Source organism: Legionella fairfieldensis ATCC 49588 (assembly GCF_000621525.1).
GTDB classification, from domain to species: domain Bacteria; phylum Pseudomonadota; class Gammaproteobacteria; order Legionellales; family Legionellaceae; genus Tatlockia; species Tatlockia fairfieldensis.
On sequence record NZ_JHYC01000008.1, the window covers coordinates 22,166 to 44,889 of the forward strand.

Here is a 22,724-nt window from a genome sequence, read left to right on the forward strand (position 1 = left end):
CCATGTGATTTATTTGTCGTCCCCGCAAAAGCGGGGAGCCATCTCGTTTTCAGAGTGCTACAAATAAATAGAGAAGAGTTTTTTTAACAAAAACATACAACAATGAGAGGATCATTCAGGTAGATGTGAACTTCCAATTCGTTTTGAGTTTAAGTTCTTTCGCTGTATTCGTTTTTCGAGATAAACATGACAAAACCGGCCACGTTTCAAGATATCATTTTAATTCTACAGCAATTCTGGGCTTCCCAGGGCTGTGTAATTCTTCAACCATTGGATATGGAAGTAGGAGCAGGGACTTTTCATCCTGCGACTTTTTTACGGGCTATAGGCCCAGAGCCATGGTTTGCTGCTTACGTACAGCCATCCAGACGTCCTGCTGACGGACGTTATGGAGAAAATCCAAATCGTGTACAACATTACTATCAATTTCAGGTAGTGTTAAAACCGTCTCCACTTGACATACAGGATAAATATCTCAACTCACTCCGTGCGTTAGGGATTGATCCTTTGACAGACGACATTCGTTTTGTAGAAGATAATTGGGAATCACCGACTTTAGGAGCTTGGGGATTAGGCTGGGAAGTCTGGCAAAACGGCATGGAAATCTCACAGTTTACTTATTTTCAACAGGTAGGTGGGCTGGTTTGTAAACCCATCACGGGCGAGTTAACTTATGGCCTCGAACGGCTCGCCATGTATGTATTGGGTGTCGATAATCTCTTTGATTTACCTTGGTCTAAAACAGCACATAGTATAGTGACCTATGGGGATGTCTTTCATCAGAATGAAGTGGAAATGTCAGCTTATAATTTTGAGCAGGCGAATGTTGATGCGTTATTTCGGCTTTTTGATCTTTATGAAAGCGAGGCACAAAAACTGGTTAGTCTTAACCTTCCTTTGCCGGCGTATGAAATGGTTATAAAGGCATCGCATGCCTTTAATTTATTAGACGCAAGGCGTGCTATTTCAGTCACTGAACGACAACGTTATATTTTACGTGTCAGACATTTAGCCCGATCCGTTGCCCAAGCGTATTATGAAGCGCGTGAAGCGCTGGGTTTCCCTATGCAGAGAGAATGTAATGGCAAGTGATTTTTTATTTGAATTGGGTTGTGAAGAGCTTCCTTCGGGTGCTGTTCAACCGTTGGCTCACGCTTTAACAACGCATCTACTCGCTGCTTTGGACAAGGCGCAAATTGGGTATGGCAAATGGCGTTCTTTTGCAACCCCCCGGCGTCTGGCAATCCTGATTAGTGATTTGCAGGAAGAACAACCTGCTCAGGTAGTTTCGCGTCGTGGCCCCGCTATGGCTGCGGCTTATGATGCACAGGGCCAACCTACTCCTGCATTGTTGGGATTTGTCAAATCCTGTGGTGTTACAATTGAAGCACTTACTACCAGTAAAACCGATAAAGGTGAATGGCTGATTCATGAGACAGTGACGAAAGGCACAAAAACCAGCGATTTGTTACCCACGATGATCACCCAGGCGTTAACGGCGTTGCCTATCGTTAAACCCATGCGGTGGGGGAGCGGGGATACCGAGTTTGTTCGCCCCGTACATTGGGTTGTGATGTTGTTAAATAATCAAGTGATTGATTGCGAGATTTTGGGAGTCAGAGCAGGACGTTTCACCTATGGCCATCGTTTTCATCATCCTCAATCCATTGAGATTTTGCATACCTCAAAGTATGAGTCTTTATTGAGAAACGCTTTTGTCATCGCTGATTTTACTACTCGCAGGACTCTTGTCATCGAGCAGGTCGAACAGTTGGCCAGTCAGCATGCAGCTCAGGCTATTATGCCCGATGCGCTGATTGATGAAGTTACCGCAATTGTTGAGTGGCCACAGGCATTATTAGCGGGTTTCGAACCCGATTTTCTTACCGTCCCGGCTGAGGCTTTAATTGCTTCCATGCAAAACCATCAGAAATGTTTTGCTTTGCAAAATGATGAAAAAGCGTTGCTCCCTTATTTTATTACAGTCGCTAATATTGCGAGTCGTGAACCGAAACAGGTTATTGCTGGTAATGAAAAAGTAATGCGGGCGCGACTGAGCGATGCTGCTTTTTTCTTTCATCAGGATAAAAAGCAACCATTAAGTCATCATCTGGCTGCGACAGAAAAAGTGATATTTCAGGCCCAATTAGGCAGCTTGCAAGATAAAGCGAAACGTTTGCAACTGATCATGCGTTTTCTGGCGAAAGTACTTTCTTTGGATGTGCAACAGGCAAACCGGGCTGCGGAATTAAGTAAATGTGATTTAATGACAGGTATGGTCGGGGAGTTTCCAGAGTTACAGGGGTTAATGGGTTATTATTATGCACGTCATGATGGCGAAGGAGAAGAGGTCGCTCTTGCTTTGAATGAACAGTACATGCCTCGTTTTTCCGGAGATAAATTACCCGATTCCAGGATTGGTTTTGCTTTGTCGCTTGCTGATCGTCTGGATACTTTGGTTGGTATTTTTTCAATTGGACAAAAACCGTCTGGTGTTAAAGATCCTTTTAAATTACGTCGTCATGCATTAGCAGTCGTCCGTCTTTTGCTGAGCGTTCCCACGCCGCTTAAATTAACCCAATTAATTGAAGAAACACAACGAGCATATGGTGCTCTGCTCCCCCATCAGTCAAAAGCCGAGGTGGCCAAAGAATTGTCGCTTTTTATTTTAGAGCGTTTACAGTCATACTATCAGGGACAGCAAAGTTTCAGTGGGGATTTGATACTGGCTGTACGCGCCCGGCAAGAAGACTGGCTTTATGATTTTGATAAACGGATTCATGCCCTGGCCATTTTTATTAATTTACCCGAGGCGGCAGCATTATCTGCTGCGTGTAAACGAGTCAATAATCTATTACAGCAAACGGCTTATTTTGGTACTATGATTGAAGATGTTAATGAAAGTTTGTTAGAAGACGGGGCTGAGAAAGCACTTTTTGTTCACCTTCAAGCGATAGAACAAGTGGTGCAACCCCTTTATATCAACGAAGAATATGTAAACATTTTAAATCAGCTGGCAAGTTTACGTGAGCCGATAGATGCTTTTTTTGAACAGGTGATGGTTATGGTTGATGATCCGGTGATTAAAATGAATCGTTTATCCTTACTCACCCGTTTGCAATCGTTATTACAAGGAGTTGCTGACATTTCTTTGTTGCAATTGAACGTATGAATAAATTTATTCTTTTAGACAGAGACGGGGTAATTAATCAGGATTCTTTTCATTATATTAAATCCGCTGAAGAATTTATTCCTTTACCGGGTAGTATAGAGGCAATTGCCCGTTTAACTGCAGCAGGGTATCAGATTGGTGTAGCCACTAATCAGTCAGGCATTTCCCGTGGTCTTTATGATGAAAAGATACTGGATTCTATTCATGCCAAAATGCTTGATTTGGTGCATGCTGCGGGAGGAGAAATTGCCGCCATTGAATATTGTATTCATCTGCCTGAAGGAAAATGCAATTGCCGTAAACCTGCACCTGGTATGCTCTATGCACTTGCGGAACGCTTGAATTGTTCTTTAACAGGTGTTCCCTTTGTTGGGGATAGAGTATCTGATATTCAGGCAGCAGAAACCGTAGGGGCGACTCCGATCATGATCCCTTCACCAATGACTGATAAAGCGAATTTACAGGCTTATTCTCATGTTCCTGTTTTTACGTCACTTTTTCATTATGTGGATTATTTGTTGACAGAGAATGATTGATTATTTAGCCATAGGCTATGAAAATGAAACATTAATGACGCAGGCAAAACAGCTTGCAGCGCAGCTTAATCTGCCTATTGATAATTCGGCTGCCGATCAATTATTACTGACTTCAGATAAACTTGTGCTCAAGCTGGAATCTTTTTCACCTTTATATGCTGATTTCAGTTGTCAAACCTGGCAAAAGCGTCGCGATGCGGGAAAAAAGCAGGGATTAGTGCGCGCCTGTAAACCAGGTCATGGGTTACGTATTATTGATGCAACCGCAGGTTGGGGTAGAGATGCTGCAGTGCTTGCGAGTTGTGGTGCAGAAGTATTAATGCTGGAACGAAATCCGGTAATGGCTGCTTTGCTTGCTGACGCCTTGCAACGTCAAGATCAACATGCGCAAAAAATGCTTGATATTAAACTTTGTAATACTGATGCACTGTCTTATTTGCAAACGCTTCAGCCTGATGACTACCCTGATTTGATTTATATTGACCCAATGCATCCTCAACGCCAGAAGTCTGCTTTGGTAAAAAAGGATATGCAGGCTTTGCAACAATTAATTAATAGGGATGATAGCGCGTTGACTTTGTTAGAGCTTGCTAAAAATAGAACAAAAAAACGAGTTGTTGTTAAATGGCCGCAGCATTTGAAACCTCTTTTAAAGCCAACGTCCAGCATGGCCGGTAAAACAGTCCGTTTCGATATTTATACCAAAGCCTGTTGACCTTCGCTGGCATGAACCAAAACAGACGCACCGAAAGGCAGCATGCATAGGTAGGATGAATTTACAATAATGCCCACTATTAATTATTTTTCTAAAAGGATGGAACCATGAACAATCCGTTGAGAAATCAGGAATTAGATGGTCTTCGCGGTCTTGCTGCCTTGGCTGTTGTATTAGGACACTGTAATACCAATGCTAGCGGATATGAGGTGTGGACGAAAAGTATCAAGGATTTGCCTCATATGTCATTCTCTCAAATCATTGGACGTTTTGGGCACATTCTATTTCCGGCAGATGCAGCAGTCATTATTTTTTTTGTTTTGAGTGGTTATGTATTATGGGGTTCCATGTTAAGGCGCGGGGTGAGTTCAGTAGTTACCGTAGTACCTTACATGATAAATCGCGTGTATCGCCTGATGCCTGTTGCTATTATCAGCGCGATAATATTGGCTTTTATTATGCCGGCATCTGGAAAAGATGTCGCGCAGAATGCCTTATTGCTTAGTTCAAATATGAATGGTGTTCAATGGTCATTGCAAGTGGAATTGCTGGCAAGCCTGTTTCTCTTTTTTGCTTTTTTAATTGCAGGAAAACAATGGGTGTTTATTGTTCCTTTGGTGGCAGGAATTTATTTTATTCATCCTTACAGTCATCAGTTTGTTTTATTGTTTCTTCCTTTTCTGTCAGGCGCTTCTTTGCATTATTTACCTGCTCGGCCATTCCGAATGGTCTCATTGGCGATAATAGCCTATCTTGTATTGGTAACGGTTGATTTTCTTTTACAAAGAAATTTCTTTTCTTTGAATGTGCGGTTTTTTACGTCTTTTATTGTGGTGGGTGCAGTTATTCATCAGAAATACAGGTTTTTAAGATCCTCTATTCCTCAATTTTTAGGGAAAATCAGTTACTCTTTTTATTTGACTCATGTTGCTGGTACATTAGTGGCAGAAAAACTAATCGTTTTCCTGCAATTACAGGCAGCAAATCAATTTGAGACCTTTTTAATATTAATTTTCTTTTCACTAGGATTTACCTTGCCAATGAGTTGGTTAATCCACGTATTGGTTGAGAAGCCTGGAATAGCAGCGGGAGCCGGTGTTATCCAATCGGTTAATCAGTGGATTGAAAAGAAAAGAGTATTTTTATCTCCTCAACGTCTTTCTGAAAAGGATGTTATTGCAAGCTGAATTAGTCCAGCATTTTCAAATCAAAATCATGATGATGTAATCGGGGTGGTGTGCCGTAGAAATGACATAATGCTTGTCGAAAGCGTGTTGCACGCTGGGAAATGCCTTGTGTGCAATAGGTGATAACCTGTTGATGTATAGCTTGTTTAAATTCAGTAGTATTTGTTTCGCTGCCATCAAGATTGTCAATACTGACACGAAAACGATGCCCTGTTGCCTTGGACAGTATCCATTCCATTGCCTGAGGTTTTATTTCCACTTGTTGAAAAAGGGCCTGTTGTTCCGTTGACCGTCCATCAGGTAAATACCAGTAACCAAAATCCACCAGTTTTCTTCGCTCTTTTCCAGCAATTAACCAATGGGCGCATTCATGCAGAGCACTGCTAAAAAAACCATGGGCGAACAAAAGAGTATGATGGGCGCATGTCTCGTTCGCTGGAAGATAAAGTGGTTCAGTGCCGCCTTTAACTAATCGCGTATTGTAATCCAAAGCAAAACAATTATTGAAAAGGGTAATCAAATCCTGATAATGATATTTTTTATTACTCAAAGTCAGTTTCTTAAAGAGATTTAATGGCGTATCTTATCATAAACAAGCCCTGGTATTGAAAGGACAACATAGGTACAATCCAACCTTTTTAAAAGGTTAACAATGAATAATACACACGAAATTTGTATGGATACTCAGTTTAGCTTCCCTACGTTATTACGCCACATACATGATTTCATGTTCAATTTAGATAAAGTCGATATAGAGAGAATAACCCGGACACTCAAAAAATTGTCTGAAAAGCATTCGGAACAAAGAAAGTCTGGCTTGGAAGACATCCTGACCTCATTCAATAGCGATTCTAAATTTTACACAAGTAATCCCGATACTATCTTCGGTTTATTAGCAAAAAAAGAATTTGGTCATATTTGTCCCAAAGCAGGAGACATGAACAAACCTCATTCACCTCTTTTCAATCAAGGTTTAATTATCGGATTGACAGCCACTCTATCTTCATTTTCGATCAGCTATCGAGTTGATTTTGATCCCATAAAGAAACTGCATGTGAATATGTGCTTTACTATCGACCCTGATTCTTCTAAGGAAAAGAAGTACTTTCTTACTCCGATGAAACTTGAGTTAAGTAATCCAGGCCGTTTTTTTGTTAAAAAAATAGAAACTGATCGTCACGGAAAACGTTTACAGAACTCTTCGGACGTACAGCTTGAAATCATCAAGTTTAAATTTTTTATAAAAATGACCCAGCAGGCGATTTTACATCACAAACATCCAGATAAAAAACTATTCCTTAAATATTGTGAAGAAATAGGATCGCATAATGATTGGCGCCTGTACCTAAAGGATCAGAACGAACGGACAGACCTACTAAACAAGTTAATTAAAAAATATACAGAAGAGAGGAAAAATAATTCTCTTGCACATATGGAAGCACCTGTGAACGATTTTGATTCAGAAAGACAGTCTAGTGAGAGTAGCGAAAAATGGTTCCATTAGGTCTAAGGTTCGATGTTGAAATACTGCCAAGCTGGTTTATTCATTTGCAAGTAGATTTCATTGCCCATACTTGCAATATTGAATGAATTTGCTTGCCAGAAATTTTTGGATTACCGATTCATCGGGTTCGGTTGTCGAAATGAGTCAGTAACCCTAATTTTACCGGCGATCTCGATTAATCAAAACTCTTCCAGTTCCTTGCGCAGGCGTTTTTCTTCAAATAATTCTTCGATACGTCGACGGCGATCCAATCGGGCGCTCGAACTGGTTTCATGGATATTATCCTGAGAGTCAATGTATTCTTCAATTTCTGTTTCAAAATCATTAAAACGTCGAGTGCTCATTGCAATCTCCTTGCTGATTATCCTTCCCTGGTCCTTTAGTTAAACGTCTTATGTTAGAAATGAAAAGATCAATTTCGACCTATTGAAGGTACCAGAATTCTCCGATAAGGAACAGAAAAAAATCGGGTATTTTATTGTAAAATAGCGGCTGATTTTTTTATGCACAGCAATTGGTTTGCACGAAAAACAAGCTCGAGTGAACGAAGTTTACTCGAGCCGATTGTCAGGAAAATAACTAAGGTTTCGGCGCATTAGATGGTGGTATCGGGTTATTAGCTGCTGTCCGGCCCTGTTTCAATTCTTTTTTTATTTGAGCTGCCCCTGCTTTGTTGGATGCTGAATTCTCATCCACTTGCGCCTTGGCGTCTTCTGCTATAGTAGCTGCTTTCTTTTTGAGTTTTTGCAGGCGATGGGGATGATTATTGAATAGTTCATTTTTTGCTTCTTGATTTTTCCCTTTGGGAGATACTTTGGTTTCACCATTGACTTGAATGGTAATCGCTTCTGGCGGAAAACCTGCATCAATACATGCTTCATAAGAATGCCGGGCTAATTCTTCTGCTTTTTTAGGATCAGAATGATGAACATTCATGGTAATTCCTTTTGCACCACTTGCTTTTATTGTCATAGCCAGACTGGTTAAATCTTTTAATATCGCATCTTCAGCCAGTGCCGAGAGCGGCCAGGGCCATGAAAATAACATTTTTGGCCCATCTATCTTCACACTATAGGAATCTCCATTTTTAGAAATTTCTGTCCCTCTAATCGTTTCAAGCTTCTTTAGATCGTTAACTTCAATGCCTTTAAGATGAGCGCTTATGCCTTGTTGATTGGTAGTTAATACCTCTTCGTCTAGTGGATTTTTTTCATGAGCTATTCTATTAATCTCATCTTGCATTACCCCTTTACGCAAAAATGCTTGTGCAAAATAAGAAACCCGCTCAAACTCCTTACGTGCTTCCTCTTTTTTTTGGGTAATATCGTCATTTATTGATTTTTGAAACTCCTGAACTCTTTCTTCCTGCCCCTTTTTTAAATGGTTAAGCATATCATTCTTGATATCATCAACCTGGGTGTCATTTTCTAAATGTAAGCTCGTTTTTAGTGCGTTAACAAATTGAGGTTGTGTAAATAAATTTTTAATATTTTTTTCTTCTTCAGCATGCTGAGCTTGCAATACTTTTTCTGACTTGGCTTTGGTATCGGCCAAGTAGGAAGCAACGGCTCCTGGTGGCCAGGATTGTCCACTCTTCATTCTGTCGCCAAGCGATTTAAGATCAGAATTTAATTTATTGTAACGTTTTTGATTTAAAGGAGTGAACTCTAATGCTTTTGCCAGTTCGCCCTTGATTGTTTTATTATCTTCCGAATCTGCCTTAAATAGTTCTGCATAGCTTGTGTCGCCTCTTTTTAAAGAAGAAAATCCGGAAAGTCCCGTTATTCGTTTAGCATAATAATCTTTAAACGCTGTGGTTGATTTTAATTCTTCCTTACTACTTTCAAGACTTTCATCAAAAAGATTGGCTGCTTTAATACGTTCATGGGTACTGAATGAATCTCTTGAAGTAAGATCAGATTGGTCGGGTATCCTGGGCGCCATAATTCATCACCATCAATGTTAATTTAATTTAAAGTATAACACCAATAAATTAACTTAAAATTAATAAAATTTTCACCAAAGTATAATTTCATACCTGTTAGTTCATATTAAATAAAGTAGATTGACCAAGGCCAATCTACAAATTTTTGATCCTAATCCAACGTGTATAAATCGAATTTTGATGAGTTTACCCTATTTTTTTAAGAGAAGTTAGACTTTTGCATTTTACCAGGCTGGTATGGCCGCATTGTTAAAGAGTTCTTTTGCTTTTTCTTTCACTTCGGGTGAATTCAATGCTTTTACAAATTCGTTTAACTGAACTTTTTTATTACTATTTCGACGAGTAACAATCAGGTTAGCATAGGGTGAGTCTTTGGTTTCTCTATAAATGGCGTCTCGTAAGGGATTTAAACCAGCGGGAACAGCGAAATTAGTATTGATAACTGCAGCATCCACATCTGGCAAAATTCGGGGTAGCTGAGCTGCATCCAGTGCTTTGATAACCAGATTTTTAGGATTATTGGTAATATCTTCTACAGACACCAGCGTGTTTTTTTTCAAATGAATTAAACCTGATTTTTGTAATAATAATAAAGCGCGTGCTTCATTGCTGGGATCATTGGGGATAGCTATCACTGCTTTAACAGGAATTTGCTCTAACGACTTGATTTTATTTGAATAAATCCCTGCCGGATAAACAAACGTTTTACCGATTATTTCCAAATCATAACGGTGGGCTTTCATGGCTGCTTGTAAATAAGGCAAATGTTGATAGACATTGGCATCCAGACTACCATCCTGTAACGCTTCATTAGGGAGATTGTAGTCATTGAACTCTATAATCTTTATCGTCAATCCGTATTTTTTTTGCGCAACATCTCGAGCAACTTCGACCAGATCAGTTTCAGGGCCGGCAATGGTTCCGATCGTTAATGTATTAGAGGCGGGTTTGTGACAGGCCAACAGACTCAGGGTGAGGATAATCACATTCAAAATACGCATTAAAATCTCCTGTTAAATCTCTTCAATACTTAGTGACGCGTCAGATGACGTGCCAGACGATCTCCGCCCATTTGTAACAATTGAACGAGTAGAATTAATATAAATACGGTAGCCAGCATGATAATTACATTAAAACGCTGGTAGCCATAACGAATGGCCAAATCTCCTAAACCACCGCCCCCAACAGTTCCTGCCATTGCTGAATAATTAACCAGAGTAATTGCAGTGACTGTTATTGCCTGAATGAGAGCGGGAAGGGCTTCTGGCAGTAAAATATGGCGAATCATTTGCCAGCTACTGGCTCCCATCGATATCCCTGTTTCTATCAAACCTTCAGGTAAGGTTTGATAGATATTATCAACCAGCCTGGCAAAAAAAGGAATTGCGCCCAACGTAAGAGGGACCATTGCGGCATGAATACCAATGGAACTTCCTACCAGTAAACGTGTGAATGGTATCAAAGCTACAAGTAATATAATAAAAGGGATGGAGCGGCTTATGTTGATTGTACTGGAAATAAAGCGACTTACCCAGGCATGAGGTTTAATTCGGGTAGTGACGAAAAGAAGTGTGCCCAGCGGTAAGCCTAGTAAAGTAGAGAATAAGGTGCTGGCAATAACCATATAAACCGTTTCGCCACTCGCCCAAAGTAAATCATAATATACTGTCATTGACATACCCTAAAATCTCCACAGTTAGCCTGGATTCTTCACATCGCTGAATAAATTGTTCGAGTAAAGTCTGGTTTGCTGTGAGTTCAACAATCAATACGCCACAGGTTAACGTATCAACGCGATCAATATTTGCCAGGAGAATATTGATATCCAATTGCAACTCACGACTGGTTTTACTGATAAAAGGAATAGTAGCTGCTTCACCCTGAAAAAATAAACGCAATAAAGGCTTATTAGTGGGATTCGGGGATAGGTGAGCACTTAAACAAACGGGTAATTGAGGGCTTAATTGAGCATACAATAAGGCACGGGCTATACTGTTTTCTTGATTAAAAATAGAAGCCAACGCAACCGTTTCAACCAGGTTTCCGGCGTCCATAACTGCCAAACGATGGCAAATTTGTTTAACCACATCCATTTCATGAGTAATCAGGACGATCGTGATGCCATAAAGACTATTAATTTTTTTTAGTAACTCTAATATGGAATTGGTAGTTTCAGGGTCCAGCGCGGAAGTTGCTTCATCGCAAAGTAAAATCTTGGGTGAACACCCAAGAGCCCGGGCAATAGCTACTCGTTGTTTTTGCCCACCACTGAGCTGATCCGGGTAAGCATGTCTTTTTTCAGCAAGTTCTACCAAGGGGAGTAATTCAGCGATTTTGTTTTTAATTACTGTTTCATCCATGCCTTGAATGCGCATAGGTAAAGCGATATTGTCATAAACAGTTTTAGAGTTCAGCAGATTAAAATGTTGAAAAATCATCGCCATCTTGTGGCGGGCTTTTCGCAAGTTAGCGGGACTCAGTCTGGTGATGTCCTGATTATCAATAATAACTTCGCCGCTATCAGGCTGTTCCAGTAGATTAATACTACGAAGTAAGGTGGATTTACCAGCCCCACTTTTACCAATTATGCCAAAAATCTCGCCTTCCTGTATAAATAAATTAATATTATTCAAGGCAATATTTCCTGCATAGGATTTTGTTAATCCATTCAGTTCAATCATGAGTTAACCCGGAAATTTAGTAGCGTGCGGAATGCCAGGGAGGGAAGTGCCCACCGCTTTAGCCGTATTTTCAAATGCTGGTAGAACCAGACAGATGAGCGCCCGCAAGCTGAGTTTCAAATCGGCGCAAGTAAAAATAATACACCAAATAACAGGATTCATCCAGTAGATTGTCATTGGTAAAGAGAGATAATGGAGGTTGCTACCTGAATGAAGTCTATATCAAGTAATCTACTACTCTATAATTCCTGCAATTCTTTTCTATTTTTAAATTCATTGAGTGAGTCTGGATTGGCCAGGGAGCCCAGATTATTAATGGATTGACCATGTACTATCCGGCGTACTGCGACTTCTACTATTTTGCCGCTTATAGTCCGTGGGATATCTCTCACTTGAAGGATTTTAGCAGGAACGTGGCGCGGTGATGCATTGTGGCGTATTGTTTGACGAATCGTTTCGCTCAACTGCTCATTTAACCTGGCATTTTCTCTTAATTTGACAAAAAGAACAATGCGTACATCATCCTGCCAATTTTGCCCTATTACCACACTATCCAGGATTTCGGGGATTTTTTCAATTTGACGATAGATTTCGGCAGTACCTATCCGCACTCCCCCCGGATTTAATACGGCATCAGAACGCCCATAAATGATAAGGCCATTATGGGCTGTCAATTCAGCAAAATCGCCATGCGCCCACACATTGGGAAAACGTTCAAAATAAGCCTTTTTATAAGCGTTTTGCTCAGGATCATTCCAGAATCCCACTGGCATGGAAGGAAAAGGTTGGGTACACACCAGTTCCCCCTGTTGTTCATGAAGAACGTGGCCTTGTTCATCAAAAATGTTGACTGCCATGCCAAGACCAATACACTGCAATTCACCGCGATAAACCGGAAGGAGGGGATTACCCAAAGCAAAACAAGAGATAATATCGGTACCGCCAGAAATGGAACTTAATTGTACATCAGGTTTAATTTGTTGGTAGACAAAATCGTAATTTCCTGGCAACAAAGGCGAACCAGTGGACAAAATGGTATGCAGACTTTGTAAAGAAAACTCGCTAATCGGTTTAATATTTGCTTTTTCTACCGATGAAATAAATTTGGCGCTGGTACCAAAAACAGTAATTTTTTCCTCATCAATCAGCTGAAAGAGGCGATTGGTATCGGGGTAATGGGGTGCGCCTTCATAAAGCGTCAGTGTTGACCCTAAAGCCAGGGCTGAAACCATCCAGTTCCACATCATCCAGCCACACGTGGTATAGAAACAGAGATTATCTTGTTCAGTTAAATTGCTATGTAAACTTAATTCTTTTAAGTGTTGTAATAGCGTTCCGCCTGCACCATGCACAATGCATTTGGGTTTTCCGGTAGTTCCGGATGAAAAAAGAATATAAACAGGATGGGCGAAAGGCAGAGAAACAAAATGGCAATGTTCTGCTGGCTGCAAAAAATCATCCCAGGATGTTGCCTGTGGCAGGGTTTTATAATCAACATGGCAGTTAATAATGGGGCATATTACTATGTTATGCAGAGAAGGCATTGCCTTGCTGATGTCCACAATTTTCTCAATACCGTTGTGCTGCTTGCCTGAATATTGATGGCCATCACACGCAAAGAGCACTTTGGGTTCTATTTGCCCCAAACGATCGATAGCAGCCTGAGCGCCGAAATCCGGTGAGCAAGACGACCAGATTGCGCCCAGTGAGGTTGTGGCCAGCATGGCTATAATCGTGTGAGGAACATTCGGCATAATAGCTGCCACGCGATCGTTTGTTTTTACACCAATTTCTTTTAAGCCTTGCGCGCAACGGGCAACTTCCTGATAGAGCATTTTATAGCTAAGGCATTGTCGCTCGCCCTTTTCGTTGATTGCGATAAGGGCGATGTGATCATCGCGCCGATGTAACAATTTTTCCGCAAAGTTAAAAGTCGCGCCGTTAAACCAGTGCGCCTGCCACATCTGTTCGTAATTATTAAGTAGTTCGGTCGGTGGAGTAGTAAAAGTCAAGTCAAAATAGTTGCGCAGCGTTTCCCAGAATAAAGCGGGTTGGTTAATTGACCATTCATACAATTGTTGATAATTGTTAAAGTTTAGCTGATGTTTTTTTGCGGCAAAATGCATAAATTGCCACATATTACTTTTTTCTGGCTGCCTGGGTTCCCATACTACTGTCTTCATCGTGAAAATATCCCTGGATAGTTTATTGTCCTGTTAACTTCATGGCGTCAACTTAAGACAATTCTTCATTACCTGCGTCCTGGATTCTGCGGACAAGCCGAGAAACGCAGGTATTCTTCTTAAGTTGATGCCATTACCTGTTCACCGGGGTCAGTTCCCATTTCTACTATCTTGGCCAAAGTAGGCCGATTATCTGTGCTCCGCGAAATGTCAACTAACCCTAGCCTTGATTGGCAAGCAAAGCATTGGCAACTTTTGATTGATTTTTTTTCCCTAATGTTTTGCAGATCATATCGCCTGCAGCGACGATTTTGAAGATATCAACACCTGTTTCAATGCCTAAACCATGCATCAGATATAACACATCTTCAGTTGCTACATTGCCAGTTGCCCCCCGCGCATAAGGACAGCCTCCAAGCCCTGCCACAGAACTGTCAAAACGGTTTATTCCACATTCCAAAGACGCAAAAATATTGGCGATGGCCTGCCCATAGGTATCATGAAAATGCATCGCTAATTGGTCAGGCGCAAGAAAATTCAGCATTTCTTTAATTAAAATGTTGGTTTGTTTGGGGGTACCCACGCCAATTGTATCGCCCAGACAGATTTCATCAGCACCCAAGGAAAGCAATTGCCGACTGGTAGAAACCACTTGTCGAGGTGTGATCTCGCCTTCGTAGGGACAGCCTAAAGCACAGGAAATATAAGCTCTGACCTGTATTTTATGCTTTTTTGCCAAGGCTATCACCGGTTCGAAGCGTGCAATGCTTTCTGCAATTGAGCAATTGATATTGCGTTGATTAAATGATTCACTGGCTGCTGTAAACACGGCAATCTCTTTTACGCCAGTTTCCAGAGCTTTTAACATACCACGCTCATTAGGCACTAATGCAGAAAAATGCACCGTAGCCGGTTGGTTAATGGAGTTAAAAACAATTTCGCTATCGGCAAGTTGGGGGATCGCTTTGGCTGAAACAAAGCTGGTCACTTCAATATGTCGCAGACCACTTTGACTCAATAAGTTGATTAATTCTATTTTGGAATCAGTAGCCACAAAGGAAGGTTCATTTTGTAAACCATCGCGAGGACCCACTTCAACAATTGTTACCTGTGATGGATAGTTCATAATTATCCTTAATCTTTTAAGGCTACCAATTCAGCCCCTTCATTGACCTGCGAACCGACCTCATAAAATAACTCACTCAGTACGCCATCTTTCGGCGCATGAATTGTATGCTCCATTTTCATGGCCTCAAGAATAATCAAACTATCGCCTTCTTTAACATGATCGCCTATTTTTTTGAGTATGGCGACTATTGTAGAAGGCATCGGTGCCGTAAGTCGACCTTTTTTCGCGATTGTATGGCTGCCATAGTTTTGCCAGTTAAAACGTTCAACCTGCAATGGACCTTCTTCAAAATAAAAACAAATGGCTTCAGCCTGGTTGGTAAATAGAGCATGCCGTGTTTGCTGATTATCTTGAAGATAAAGTGTGTTGTTATCAATATGCACATTGAGCAAGCATTCTTTGTGGTCTGTTTGTAAGCGAAAGCGCTTTGAATCAAGAGGTGTTATCCTAACGGTTATGGGTTTTTCTTCAATAAGATATTGCCACTCCCATTGACTGGTCATATGCATTTGCCAGCCAAAACAATTGATTGACAACGGGTCAGTGTTTTTTTGGAAAAGAGCCAGATAATCATAACCCACTGCCATCAAAAGCGCTAAATGTTCATCGGGATGAGCCAAGTGAATCATTTCCTGAGTTAAAAAATCTGTACTTAAATCCCCGTTAATAAAACGGGAATGTTTACAAATGGCCTGTAAAAAAGGAATATTGGTTTTTATACCTCCTACAACATAATAACTTAGCGCTTGTTGTAAACGATGTAGAGCATTCTCTCGTGTTTCACCCCAGGCAATTAATTTTGCGATCATGGGATCATAATAAGGAGAGATCATAGAACCGGCAGTAACGCCGCTGTCGATTCGAATGCCTTCACCTGTCGGTTCGATTAAGCAGTCTAACTGGCCGATAGAAGGAACAAAATTCTGATGGGGATCTTCGGCATAAATACGACACTCTATCGCGTGGCCTTTAATAGTAATTTTATCCTGCGTACAAGGTAGAGGTTCGTTGGCGGCAATTTTTAATTGCCAGGCAACCAAATCAAAGCCAGTAATCATCTCTGTAACGGGATGCTCTACCTGCAAACGGGTGTTCATCTCCATAAAATAAAAATGCCCCGTGTCAGCCACTAAAAACTCCACGGTTCCGGCACCACGATAATGAATTGAACGTGCTACTTCACAAGCCGCCCTGGCGAGGTTTTGTTGCAAGGTAGATGACAAATCGGGTGCTGGCGCTTCTTCAATTATTTTTTGATGTCTTCGTTGTATCGAGCAATCTCGCTCAAAAAGATGAACCACCTGTCCGTAGTTATCTGCCATAATTTGTACTTCGATATGGCGAGGATTATTGATTAATTTTTCAATAATCATCGTCTCATCTCCAAAGCTCGCTAGTGCTTCACGTCTGGCTCCTGCCAAAGCCTGTCCAAATTCGGTTTCATTATGGACGGCACGCATACCTTTCCCCCCTCCACCACTGGCTGCTTTCAGTAAGACTGGAAAACCAATACGTTGTGCTTCCATTAATAACTGTTCATCAGTTTGATGATTACCATGATACCCTGGGGTAAGCGGGACATCGGTTTTTTCGAGCAGTTGTTTAGCCAGTTGTTTGGAAGCCATTGCTTCCATAGCCGAAATAGTGGGACCCACAAAAAAGATACCGGCTTTCTCACAAGCTTTGGCAAACAAAGGATTTTCTGATAAAAAACCATAACCGGGATGGATAGCTTCGGCGCCACTGGTTTTTGCAGCAGAAATAATAGCTTCAATATTCAAGTAGCTTGTTTGAGCAGGAGAATCACCTATCCAGTAAGCACTATCGGCTTGTTCTACATGCAGACTGTTTTTATCGGCTGTCGAGTAAACGGCAATACTGTGGATGCCCATTTTTTTAGCGGTTTTAATAATACGACAAGCGATTTCACCACGGTTGGCAATAAGAATCTTGTTAAACATGAAAATCCCCTAATTCCAGTGAGGTGTCTCTTTATTAAGAAAGGCTTGTAAACCCTGCTGGCCTTCGGCTGAAACCCGTTTTTTTGCAATGAGAACAGCCGTTTGACGCATGAGATCTTCATTAACAGGCTGTTCTGATACCTGATCAACCAGGGACTTACAGGCACTAACCGCCTGGGGCGCCAATTTTGCAATTTGTTCGGCATAATTTAAAGTAAAAGGCCATAGTTCCTCATCGGCCACACAATGTTGCACTAAATGTAACTGTTTTGCATAATCAGCATCAAAAACTTCGGCTGTCATAAATAAATGCTTTGCTGTGCGTTCGCCAATCGCTTTTACCACATAAGGACTTATTACTGCGGGAATTAAACCCAATTTGACCTCAGAAAAGCAAAAACGCGCGCTCCTGGAGGCAATAGCAATATCACAGGCTGCTGCAAGACCCGCTCCGCCTCCAAAGGCTGATCCTTGCACCATAGCGATAGTAGGCTTTGGACTTTGGTGTAAGGTACGCATTACTCGAGCGAGTACCAGAGCATCGTTAATATTTTCTGTTTCATCAAATTGGGCCATGCGTTGCATCCAGGCAAGATCAGCGCCGGCTGAAAAATGACGCCCATTTGCTTTTAACAGGATTACCCGAACTTGTGAATCATTAATTGCTTCATCAAGGCAACATTGCAGAGCGGCTAATAAATGATCATCAAAGGCATTGTGCTTGCTGACCCGATTTAAAGTAATGATATAAATACGACCTTGTAATTCATTTAATAAGTCAGTCACCTTTTCTCCCTGGGTCAGTTGACATTGTCATCATTGGCCAAAACAGGCCGATTTTCTGTGCTCTGATACTCACATACTTCGTGTATGCGGCGTTTTATGCTCGAAAATCAACCTATTTTGGCTCAAGCCAGCAAAATGTCAACTGACTCTAATAGAATTCACATACGAAACACACCAAATCGAGTGGTTTCCACTGGTGCATTTAAAGCGGCTGACAGGCTTAAACCTAAAACTCTTCGAGTATCTTCCGGGGCAATAACGCCGTCATCCCAAAGTCTTGCACTGGCATAATAAGGATTGCCCTGGTCTTCATACTGTTCCCTTAGTGTGGCTTTAAATGCCTCCTCTTCTTCTGTCGGCCACTCGGTTCCATGTTTCGCATGCTTATCGCGGTTAATTTGCGCTAATACATTGGCTGCCTGTTCGCCCCCCATTACCGAAATACGCGCATTTGGCCAAGACCACAAAAAGCGAGGGTCATAGGCACGCCCACACATGGCATAATTTCCGGCACCAAAACTGCCTCCTGCAATGACGGTAAATTTAGGTACTTTCGCATTGGCAACGGCAGTGACCAGCTTTGCGCCATGTTTGGCTATACCACCTGCCTCATATTTGCTACCTACCATAAAGCCAGTAATGTTTTGTAAGAAGATTAAGGGTATTTTTCGTTGTGTACACAACTCAATAAAATGAGCGCCTTTAAGTGCACTTTCCCCAAATAGAATGCCATTATTGGCAATAATGCCCACAGGGTAACCAAAAAGCCAGGCAAAGCCACAAACCAGAGTAGTCCCATACAGCGCTTTAAATTCATCAAATTCAGAACCATCAACAAGGCGAGCAATCAGTTCATGAATGTCAAAAGGTTTACGGGGATCTGCGGGTACAAGGCCATTTAGTTCTTTAATATCATAAAGAGGCTCCCGGCTGGGAATACGGCAGAGTGATTCTGGTTTGCGCCGATTCAAATGTTTAATGGCGAGACGGGCAAGGTGTAAAGCATGAGCATCATTATCAGCGTAATAATCGGCAACGCCTGACTGGCGACAATGAATATCAGCGCCTCCTAATTCTTCAGCGCTGATTATTTCACCTGTTGCCGCTTTCACCAAAGGAGGTCCACCAAGAAAGATGGTCGCCTGATTTTTAACCATAATTGACTCATCGGCCATGGCGGGTACATAAGCGCCGCCGGCGGTACATGAACCCATTACTACAGCAATCTGAGGAATATTTTCCGCAGACATTATCGCCTGGTTATAAAAAATACGTCCAAAATGCTCCCGATCAGGGAAGACTTCATCCTGACGGGGTAGAAAGGCACCTCCTGAATCCACAAGATAAATGCAGGGGAGGTGATTGGCTTTGGCGATCTCCTGGGCGCGTAAATGTTTTTTAACAGTAAGAGGATAGTAGGTGCCTCCTTTCACAGTGGCATCATTAACGACAATCATGCAATCTGTATCAGCAACACGCCCAATACCTGTAATAATGCCAGCGGCAGGCACATAATCGTCATAAACCTGATAAGCTGCCAGCTGTGACAATTCAAGAAAAGGACTGCCTGGATCAAGAAGTTGTTGCAAACGTTCACGCGGCAGCAATTTGCCATGCTTTAAATGACGTTCCCGTGCTTTCTCATCACCACCCTGCGCAATGTTTCCAATAGTGTGTCGTAACTCATCAAGCAGAGCCTGCATGCTTGCTTCATTGGTTTTAAATTCATTGCTGGCGGGATTTAACTGACTGATTATTTTAGCCATGGCGAGCCTTAAAAATGTATCAAAAGAGTGCTAAGAACAATAATCAGCCATAAACACCAGGTGAGTTCGATAAAATAAGGCATCTCTTTCCCTTTGAATAATCGATAAATCAGGGCCGGGATTGCAGCAATTAGTACGGGTATGAGTACCAAGAGAAGCACTTTGCGAATAATAATACCCCATTCACTCTGGCTAAAAACAGCAGCCAGTTTGAGATTCATGAAAACATAGAACATATCTATATAGACGAGAAGCATATGGGCATATTTGGCAAAAATGACAACCAAAATGCTTAACAATAAGTAGATGAGGCTTTGTTTAAGCATGTCCATCCTTTGTTATTGATTATTTATTTTTATAGTGCGAGTTTTCACTATTGTATGCAATAGGTCAATGTGTTTTCCAGGATTATAATTATTTCTTCATCGCAATGGGTGAGTTTGATGAAATTTGTTCTCTTTCAAGTTTATTGAACAGGTTTCTTGTACGAGTACTTATCTTTCCTTCCAGAGCCAGCGGATATTCTGCTTTGACTCTGGCAAGAGATTCCTTCAAAGTAAGACAATCTGCATATTCAATCAGGCTATCTAATGCTCGCATTTCTATTTGTTTTAATGTCTTATTTGGGTAAGGCCAGCGACTATGGACTTCTCTATTCAGCGAATTAATTAATTTTTGAATACATTTTTTTTGTTCCTCGCTTAATGAGGAGTTCTGGTTTACCGCTAGAGATTGGAAATTTGGAGTCGTAACGGCTTTTGGAAAAAACCGATTGTTCCTCTCAGAAATCGGAGGCACAGAAACAGCGTTGTTAATCTGTTGTTGCCATTGAGCCATTAATTTCATCACTATTAAAAGAGGAGCGCTTTTTAATGATTCTTGAGAAACTAACGCAAAATTAATTCGGGGTAATGCTTTGTGAATAAAATTGAATAACTGGATTGGCAAGTCTTTCTTACTCTGCGTCAATTGATTAACGTTAAACAGCACTGAAAGAATGTCTTCCTGTGTCAATCTGGGTAATAAAGTAATCAACAATTCAAACACTTTTTCAGGTACGTGATAAGAATAGTAAGTATAGTAGTAATTGCTGCATAGCATATTTTCAATATCGGACAAGATAGCGTTAATTTGTTCTGATGATAAATGGGGGGATAAGGTGGACAATGTTTCGCATGCTGTTTCTTGAACATTCCTATCGTTCAGTAATTTGATCGCAACAGGCAAAAGAGCGTTAATTTGTTTTGATGATAAATGGAATGATAATATGGACAATGCCTTGACTGCTTTTTCACGAAGAATGGATTTATTATCTCTATCTTTTGCCAATTTGATAACAACAGGCAAAATAGTGTCAATGTGTTCTGGTGATAAATGGGAGGATAGTGCAGACAATATTTCGTAGGCTGTCTCAAGGATCAAACCCTTATCCGTATTTTTTACTAATTCGATAATCACAGGCAAAATAGTGTCAATGTGTTCTTGTGATAAATGAGAGGATAGTGCGGACAATATTTTGCCTGCCGTTTTAAAAACCGAAGTCTTATTCGTATCTTTTACCAAGTCGATAACAACAGGTAAAATAGAATCAATGTGATTTAATGATAAACAGGGTAATAATGAAAATACTGTTTCGACTATTGTTTCACGAAGAAGAGAAGTCTTATTCGTATTTTCTAGTAGTTTGATAAAAAGAAGCAAAATAGCATCAATGTGTTTTGATGGTAAATAGAGTGCTAATGCAGATAATATTTTGCATGCTACGTATTGAAACTGTTCATTTTCATCTTTCAGCAACGTAATAACATTAGACCAAACAGTATTTTGGTCTGATGACAAAAGTGTGGACATTATTTTGAGCGCTGGTTTGTCATTACCGCCAGTCCGTTTCAGTAATTCGATAGTGGCAAGCAAGATAGTCTTAATTTGGGCTGATGATAAATAGAATGATAATACAGATAATGTTACGTATGCTGCTTGACGTACAGATTCATGTACAGATTCATGTACAGATTCATAACGATGTTGTAGTAATTTGATAGCATGCGGTAAAATAATGGCAATATGTTCTGAGGATAAACGAGGTAATAATTTAGCCAATAGTTGGTTTATTTCCTCTTGCCAGACAATCAAATGTGCGTTACACAAGTCAATAATATCAAACCAAATAACCTTAATTTGATCTGCTGATAAATGGTCTGCCAATGCAGATAATGTGGTAATATATAATGCTGTTTGAGGAATAGTTCTATTTGGATGTTTCGGCGGTTCAATAGCATCCTGTAAAATAATATCAATAGATTCTGATGATAATCGGGATAATAATACTGACAATGTTTTGCCTGCTATTGAACGTGTATCATTGTCTTTTAATAGTTTGATAATAACAGGCAAATGTATGTTAACTTGTTCTGCTTGAAGTTTAGGGACTAATAAACAGAGGATCTGGAGTGCCGCAATACCAAGATCGGAGTTTTCAAGTAAGGGGGCTATTTTTTCACTTAACCGGGTTACTTGTAGTCGAGTAAGTAAATTAGCCCGTATCATTAACTGTAATATTTCCAGATTTCGGGGGATAAGTTCAATAAAATGCCTGACCTGCTTGTTATTATCAATTCGCTTGATAATTCGTTCAAACAAATTATTCTTATAGTGAAGAGGAAGCAGGGGTAACAAGGGGGGTAACAGTATTTGTAAATAGTAGTTATTTTTTTGATTGAGACTAATCAGGGCGCTATCCAAAAGATTTAAAGCGTCTTCATCGAATTGTAATGAGAGATTGTGTTGACGGGCATTGTATATTAAGTTATAACTCCACATTTCAATTGTCAAATCGTCTCTCTTAGACCACTGTTGGATTAACTTCCTGTTTGGAAAATCAGGTTTTAATGAACTCCGGGGGTTAGAAACGGCTACTTTAAACCAATTACTCTGATACAGTAACGCCTCTTTATTTGTTGGTTGAAATAAATAATGCAGAATATATTGATACAGACTCTTATTAGCGGCCTGTAAGGCCATTAGCGAAATCATATCGAGTTTTTCAATGAGCGGTATTGAATGACCATAATTCAATAAAAAATCATAAAAAGAACAGGTATCTGCTGATAAATTTCGTGGCATCATTAACCATCAAGATAAGTGTTTTAAAGCACATAT

General features: G+C 40.6%; 19 protein-coding genes. 6 read left to right on the top strand and 13 right to left on the bottom strand.

Features of this window, described 5'->3' with window-relative positions; all coding sequences use genetic code 11:
* Nucleotides 1–186 precede the first annotated feature (186 nt).
* The 5 genes from glyQ (at nt 187) to T345_RS0102520 (ending at nt 5,610) form a co-directional block, all read left to right on the top strand.
* Nucleotides 187–1,092 (top strand): glycine--tRNA ligase subunit alpha, encoded by a 906-nt coding sequence (glyQ, locus tag T345_RS0102500; protein WP_028387958.1) that lies wholly within the window; start codon nt 187–189, stop codon nt 1,090–1,092.
* Nucleotides 1,082–3,172 carry a glycine--tRNA ligase subunit beta gene (glyS, locus tag T345_RS0102505; RefSeq protein WP_028387959.1) on the top strand — a complete coding sequence of 697 codons (2,091 nt, stop codon included), beginning with the start codon at nt 1,082–1,084 and terminating at the stop codon, nt 3,170–3,172. Before glyQ ends, glyS begins: the two co-directional genes overlap by 11 nt.
* A complete protein-coding gene (gene gmhB / locus T345_RS0102510; RefSeq protein WP_028387960.1) occupies nt 3,169–3,708 on the top strand; it encodes a D-glycero-beta-D-manno-heptose 1,7-bisphosphate 7-phosphatase in 540 nt (179 codons plus the stop codon). Before glyS ends, gmhB begins: the two co-directional genes overlap by 4 nt.
* Entirely contained in the window at nt 3,701–4,423 is a 723-nt protein-coding gene (locus tag T345_RS0102515; RefSeq protein WP_028387961.1) for a class I SAM-dependent methyltransferase, read from the top strand. The genes gmhB and T345_RS0102515 overlap by 8 nt, the downstream gene beginning before the upstream one ends.
* A 107-nt stretch (nt 4,424–4,530) precedes the next feature.
* A complete protein-coding gene (locus tag T345_RS0102520) occupies nt 4,531–5,610 on the top strand; it encodes an acyltransferase family protein (protein ID WP_028387962.1) in 1,080 nt (359 codons plus the stop codon).
* A 1-nt stretch (nt 5,611) separates the two neighbouring features.
* Here T345_RS0102520 and T345_RS0102525 read toward each other — a convergent pair whose 3' ends face one another.
* Nucleotides 5,612–6,160, bottom strand: a complete 549-nt coding sequence (locus tag T345_RS0102525) for an elongation factor P hydroxylase (protein WP_028387963.1) — start codon at nt 6,158–6,160, stop codon at nt 5,612–5,614.
* 126 nt (nt 6,161–6,286) lie between these two features.
* On the opposite strand from T345_RS0102525, the gene T345_RS0102530 reads away from it, so the two are divergent.
* A complete protein-coding gene (locus T345_RS0102530) occupies nt 6,287–7,114 on the top strand; it encodes a hypothetical protein (protein WP_131777715.1) in 828 nt (275 codons plus the stop codon).
* A 179-nt stretch (nt 7,115–7,293) separates the two neighbouring features.
* Here T345_RS0102530 and T345_RS15155 read toward each other — a convergent pair whose 3' ends face one another.
* The 12 genes from T345_RS15155 to T345_RS0102590 all read right to left on the bottom strand — a co-directional run bounded on the left by T345_RS15155 (nt 7,294) and on the right by T345_RS0102590 (nt 22,691).
* The gene (locus tag T345_RS15155) at nt 7,294–7,458 is read right to left on the bottom strand and encodes a PA3496 family putative envelope integrity protein (RefSeq protein ID WP_165476846.1); all 165 of its coding nucleotides are present in this window, start codon (nt 7,456–7,458) and stop codon (nt 7,294–7,296) included.
* A 235-nt stretch (nt 7,459–7,693) separates the two neighbouring features.
* Nucleotides 7,694–9,058, bottom strand: coding sequence for a hypothetical protein (locus T345_RS0102540; protein WP_028387965.1), 1,365 nt, complete (start codon nt 9,056–9,058; stop codon nt 7,694–7,696).
* 225 nt (nt 9,059–9,283) lie between these two features.
* A complete protein-coding gene (locus tag T345_RS0102545) occupies nt 9,284–10,060 on the bottom strand; it encodes a MetQ/NlpA family ABC transporter substrate-binding protein (protein ID WP_028387966.1) in 777 nt (258 codons plus the stop codon).
* 29 nt (nt 10,061–10,089) lie between these two features.
* Nucleotides 10,090–10,737 (bottom strand): methionine ABC transporter permease, encoded by a 648-nt coding sequence (locus tag T345_RS0102550; protein ID WP_028387967.1) that lies wholly within the window; start codon nt 10,735–10,737, stop codon nt 10,090–10,092.
* Nucleotides 10,715–11,740: a methionine ABC transporter ATP-binding protein gene (locus tag T345_RS0102555; protein ID WP_028387968.1), complete on the bottom strand. Its 1,026-nt coding sequence runs from the start codon at nt 11,738–11,740 to the stop codon at nt 10,715–10,717. Before T345_RS0102555 ends, T345_RS0102550 begins: the two co-directional genes overlap by 23 nt.
* Before the next feature lie 239 nt (nt 11,741–11,979).
* Nucleotides 11,980–13,923, bottom strand: coding sequence for an acetoacetate--CoA ligase (locus T345_RS0102560; protein ID WP_028387969.1), 1,944 nt, complete (start codon nt 13,921–13,923; stop codon nt 11,980–11,982).
* A gap of 220 nt (nt 13,924–14,143) precedes the next feature.
* Nucleotides 14,144–15,049, bottom strand: coding sequence for a hydroxymethylglutaryl-CoA lyase (locus tag T345_RS0102565; protein WP_028387970.1), 906 nt, complete (start codon nt 15,047–15,049; stop codon nt 14,144–14,146).
* 8 nt (nt 15,050–15,057) lie between these two features.
* Nucleotides 15,058–17,013 carry an acetyl/propionyl/methylcrotonyl-CoA carboxylase subunit alpha gene (locus tag T345_RS0102570; protein ID WP_028387971.1) on the bottom strand — a complete coding sequence of 652 codons (1,956 nt, stop codon included), beginning with the start codon at nt 17,011–17,013 and terminating at the stop codon, nt 15,058–15,060.
* Between the two features lie 9 nt (nt 17,014–17,022).
* Nucleotides 17,023–17,799, bottom strand: a complete 777-nt coding sequence (locus T345_RS0102575) for an enoyl-CoA hydratase-related protein (protein ID WP_028387972.1) — start codon at nt 17,797–17,799, stop codon at nt 17,023–17,025.
* Between the two features lie 158 nt (nt 17,800–17,957).
* The gene (locus T345_RS0102580) at nt 17,958–19,565 is read right to left on the bottom strand and encodes a carboxyl transferase domain-containing protein (protein ID WP_028387973.1); all 1,608 of its coding nucleotides are present in this window, start codon (nt 19,563–19,565) and stop codon (nt 17,958–17,960) included.
* 8 nt (nt 19,566–19,573) lie between these two features.
* A complete protein-coding gene (locus T345_RS0102585) occupies nt 19,574–19,891 on the bottom strand; it encodes a hypothetical protein (protein ID WP_028387974.1) in 318 nt (105 codons plus the stop codon).
* 88 nt (nt 19,892–19,979) lie between these two features.
* Nucleotides 19,980–22,691, bottom strand: coding sequence for a hypothetical protein (locus T345_RS0102590; RefSeq protein WP_035918001.1), 2,712 nt, complete (start codon nt 22,689–22,691; stop codon nt 19,980–19,982).
* Nucleotides 22,692–22,724: the final 33 nt, after the last annotated feature.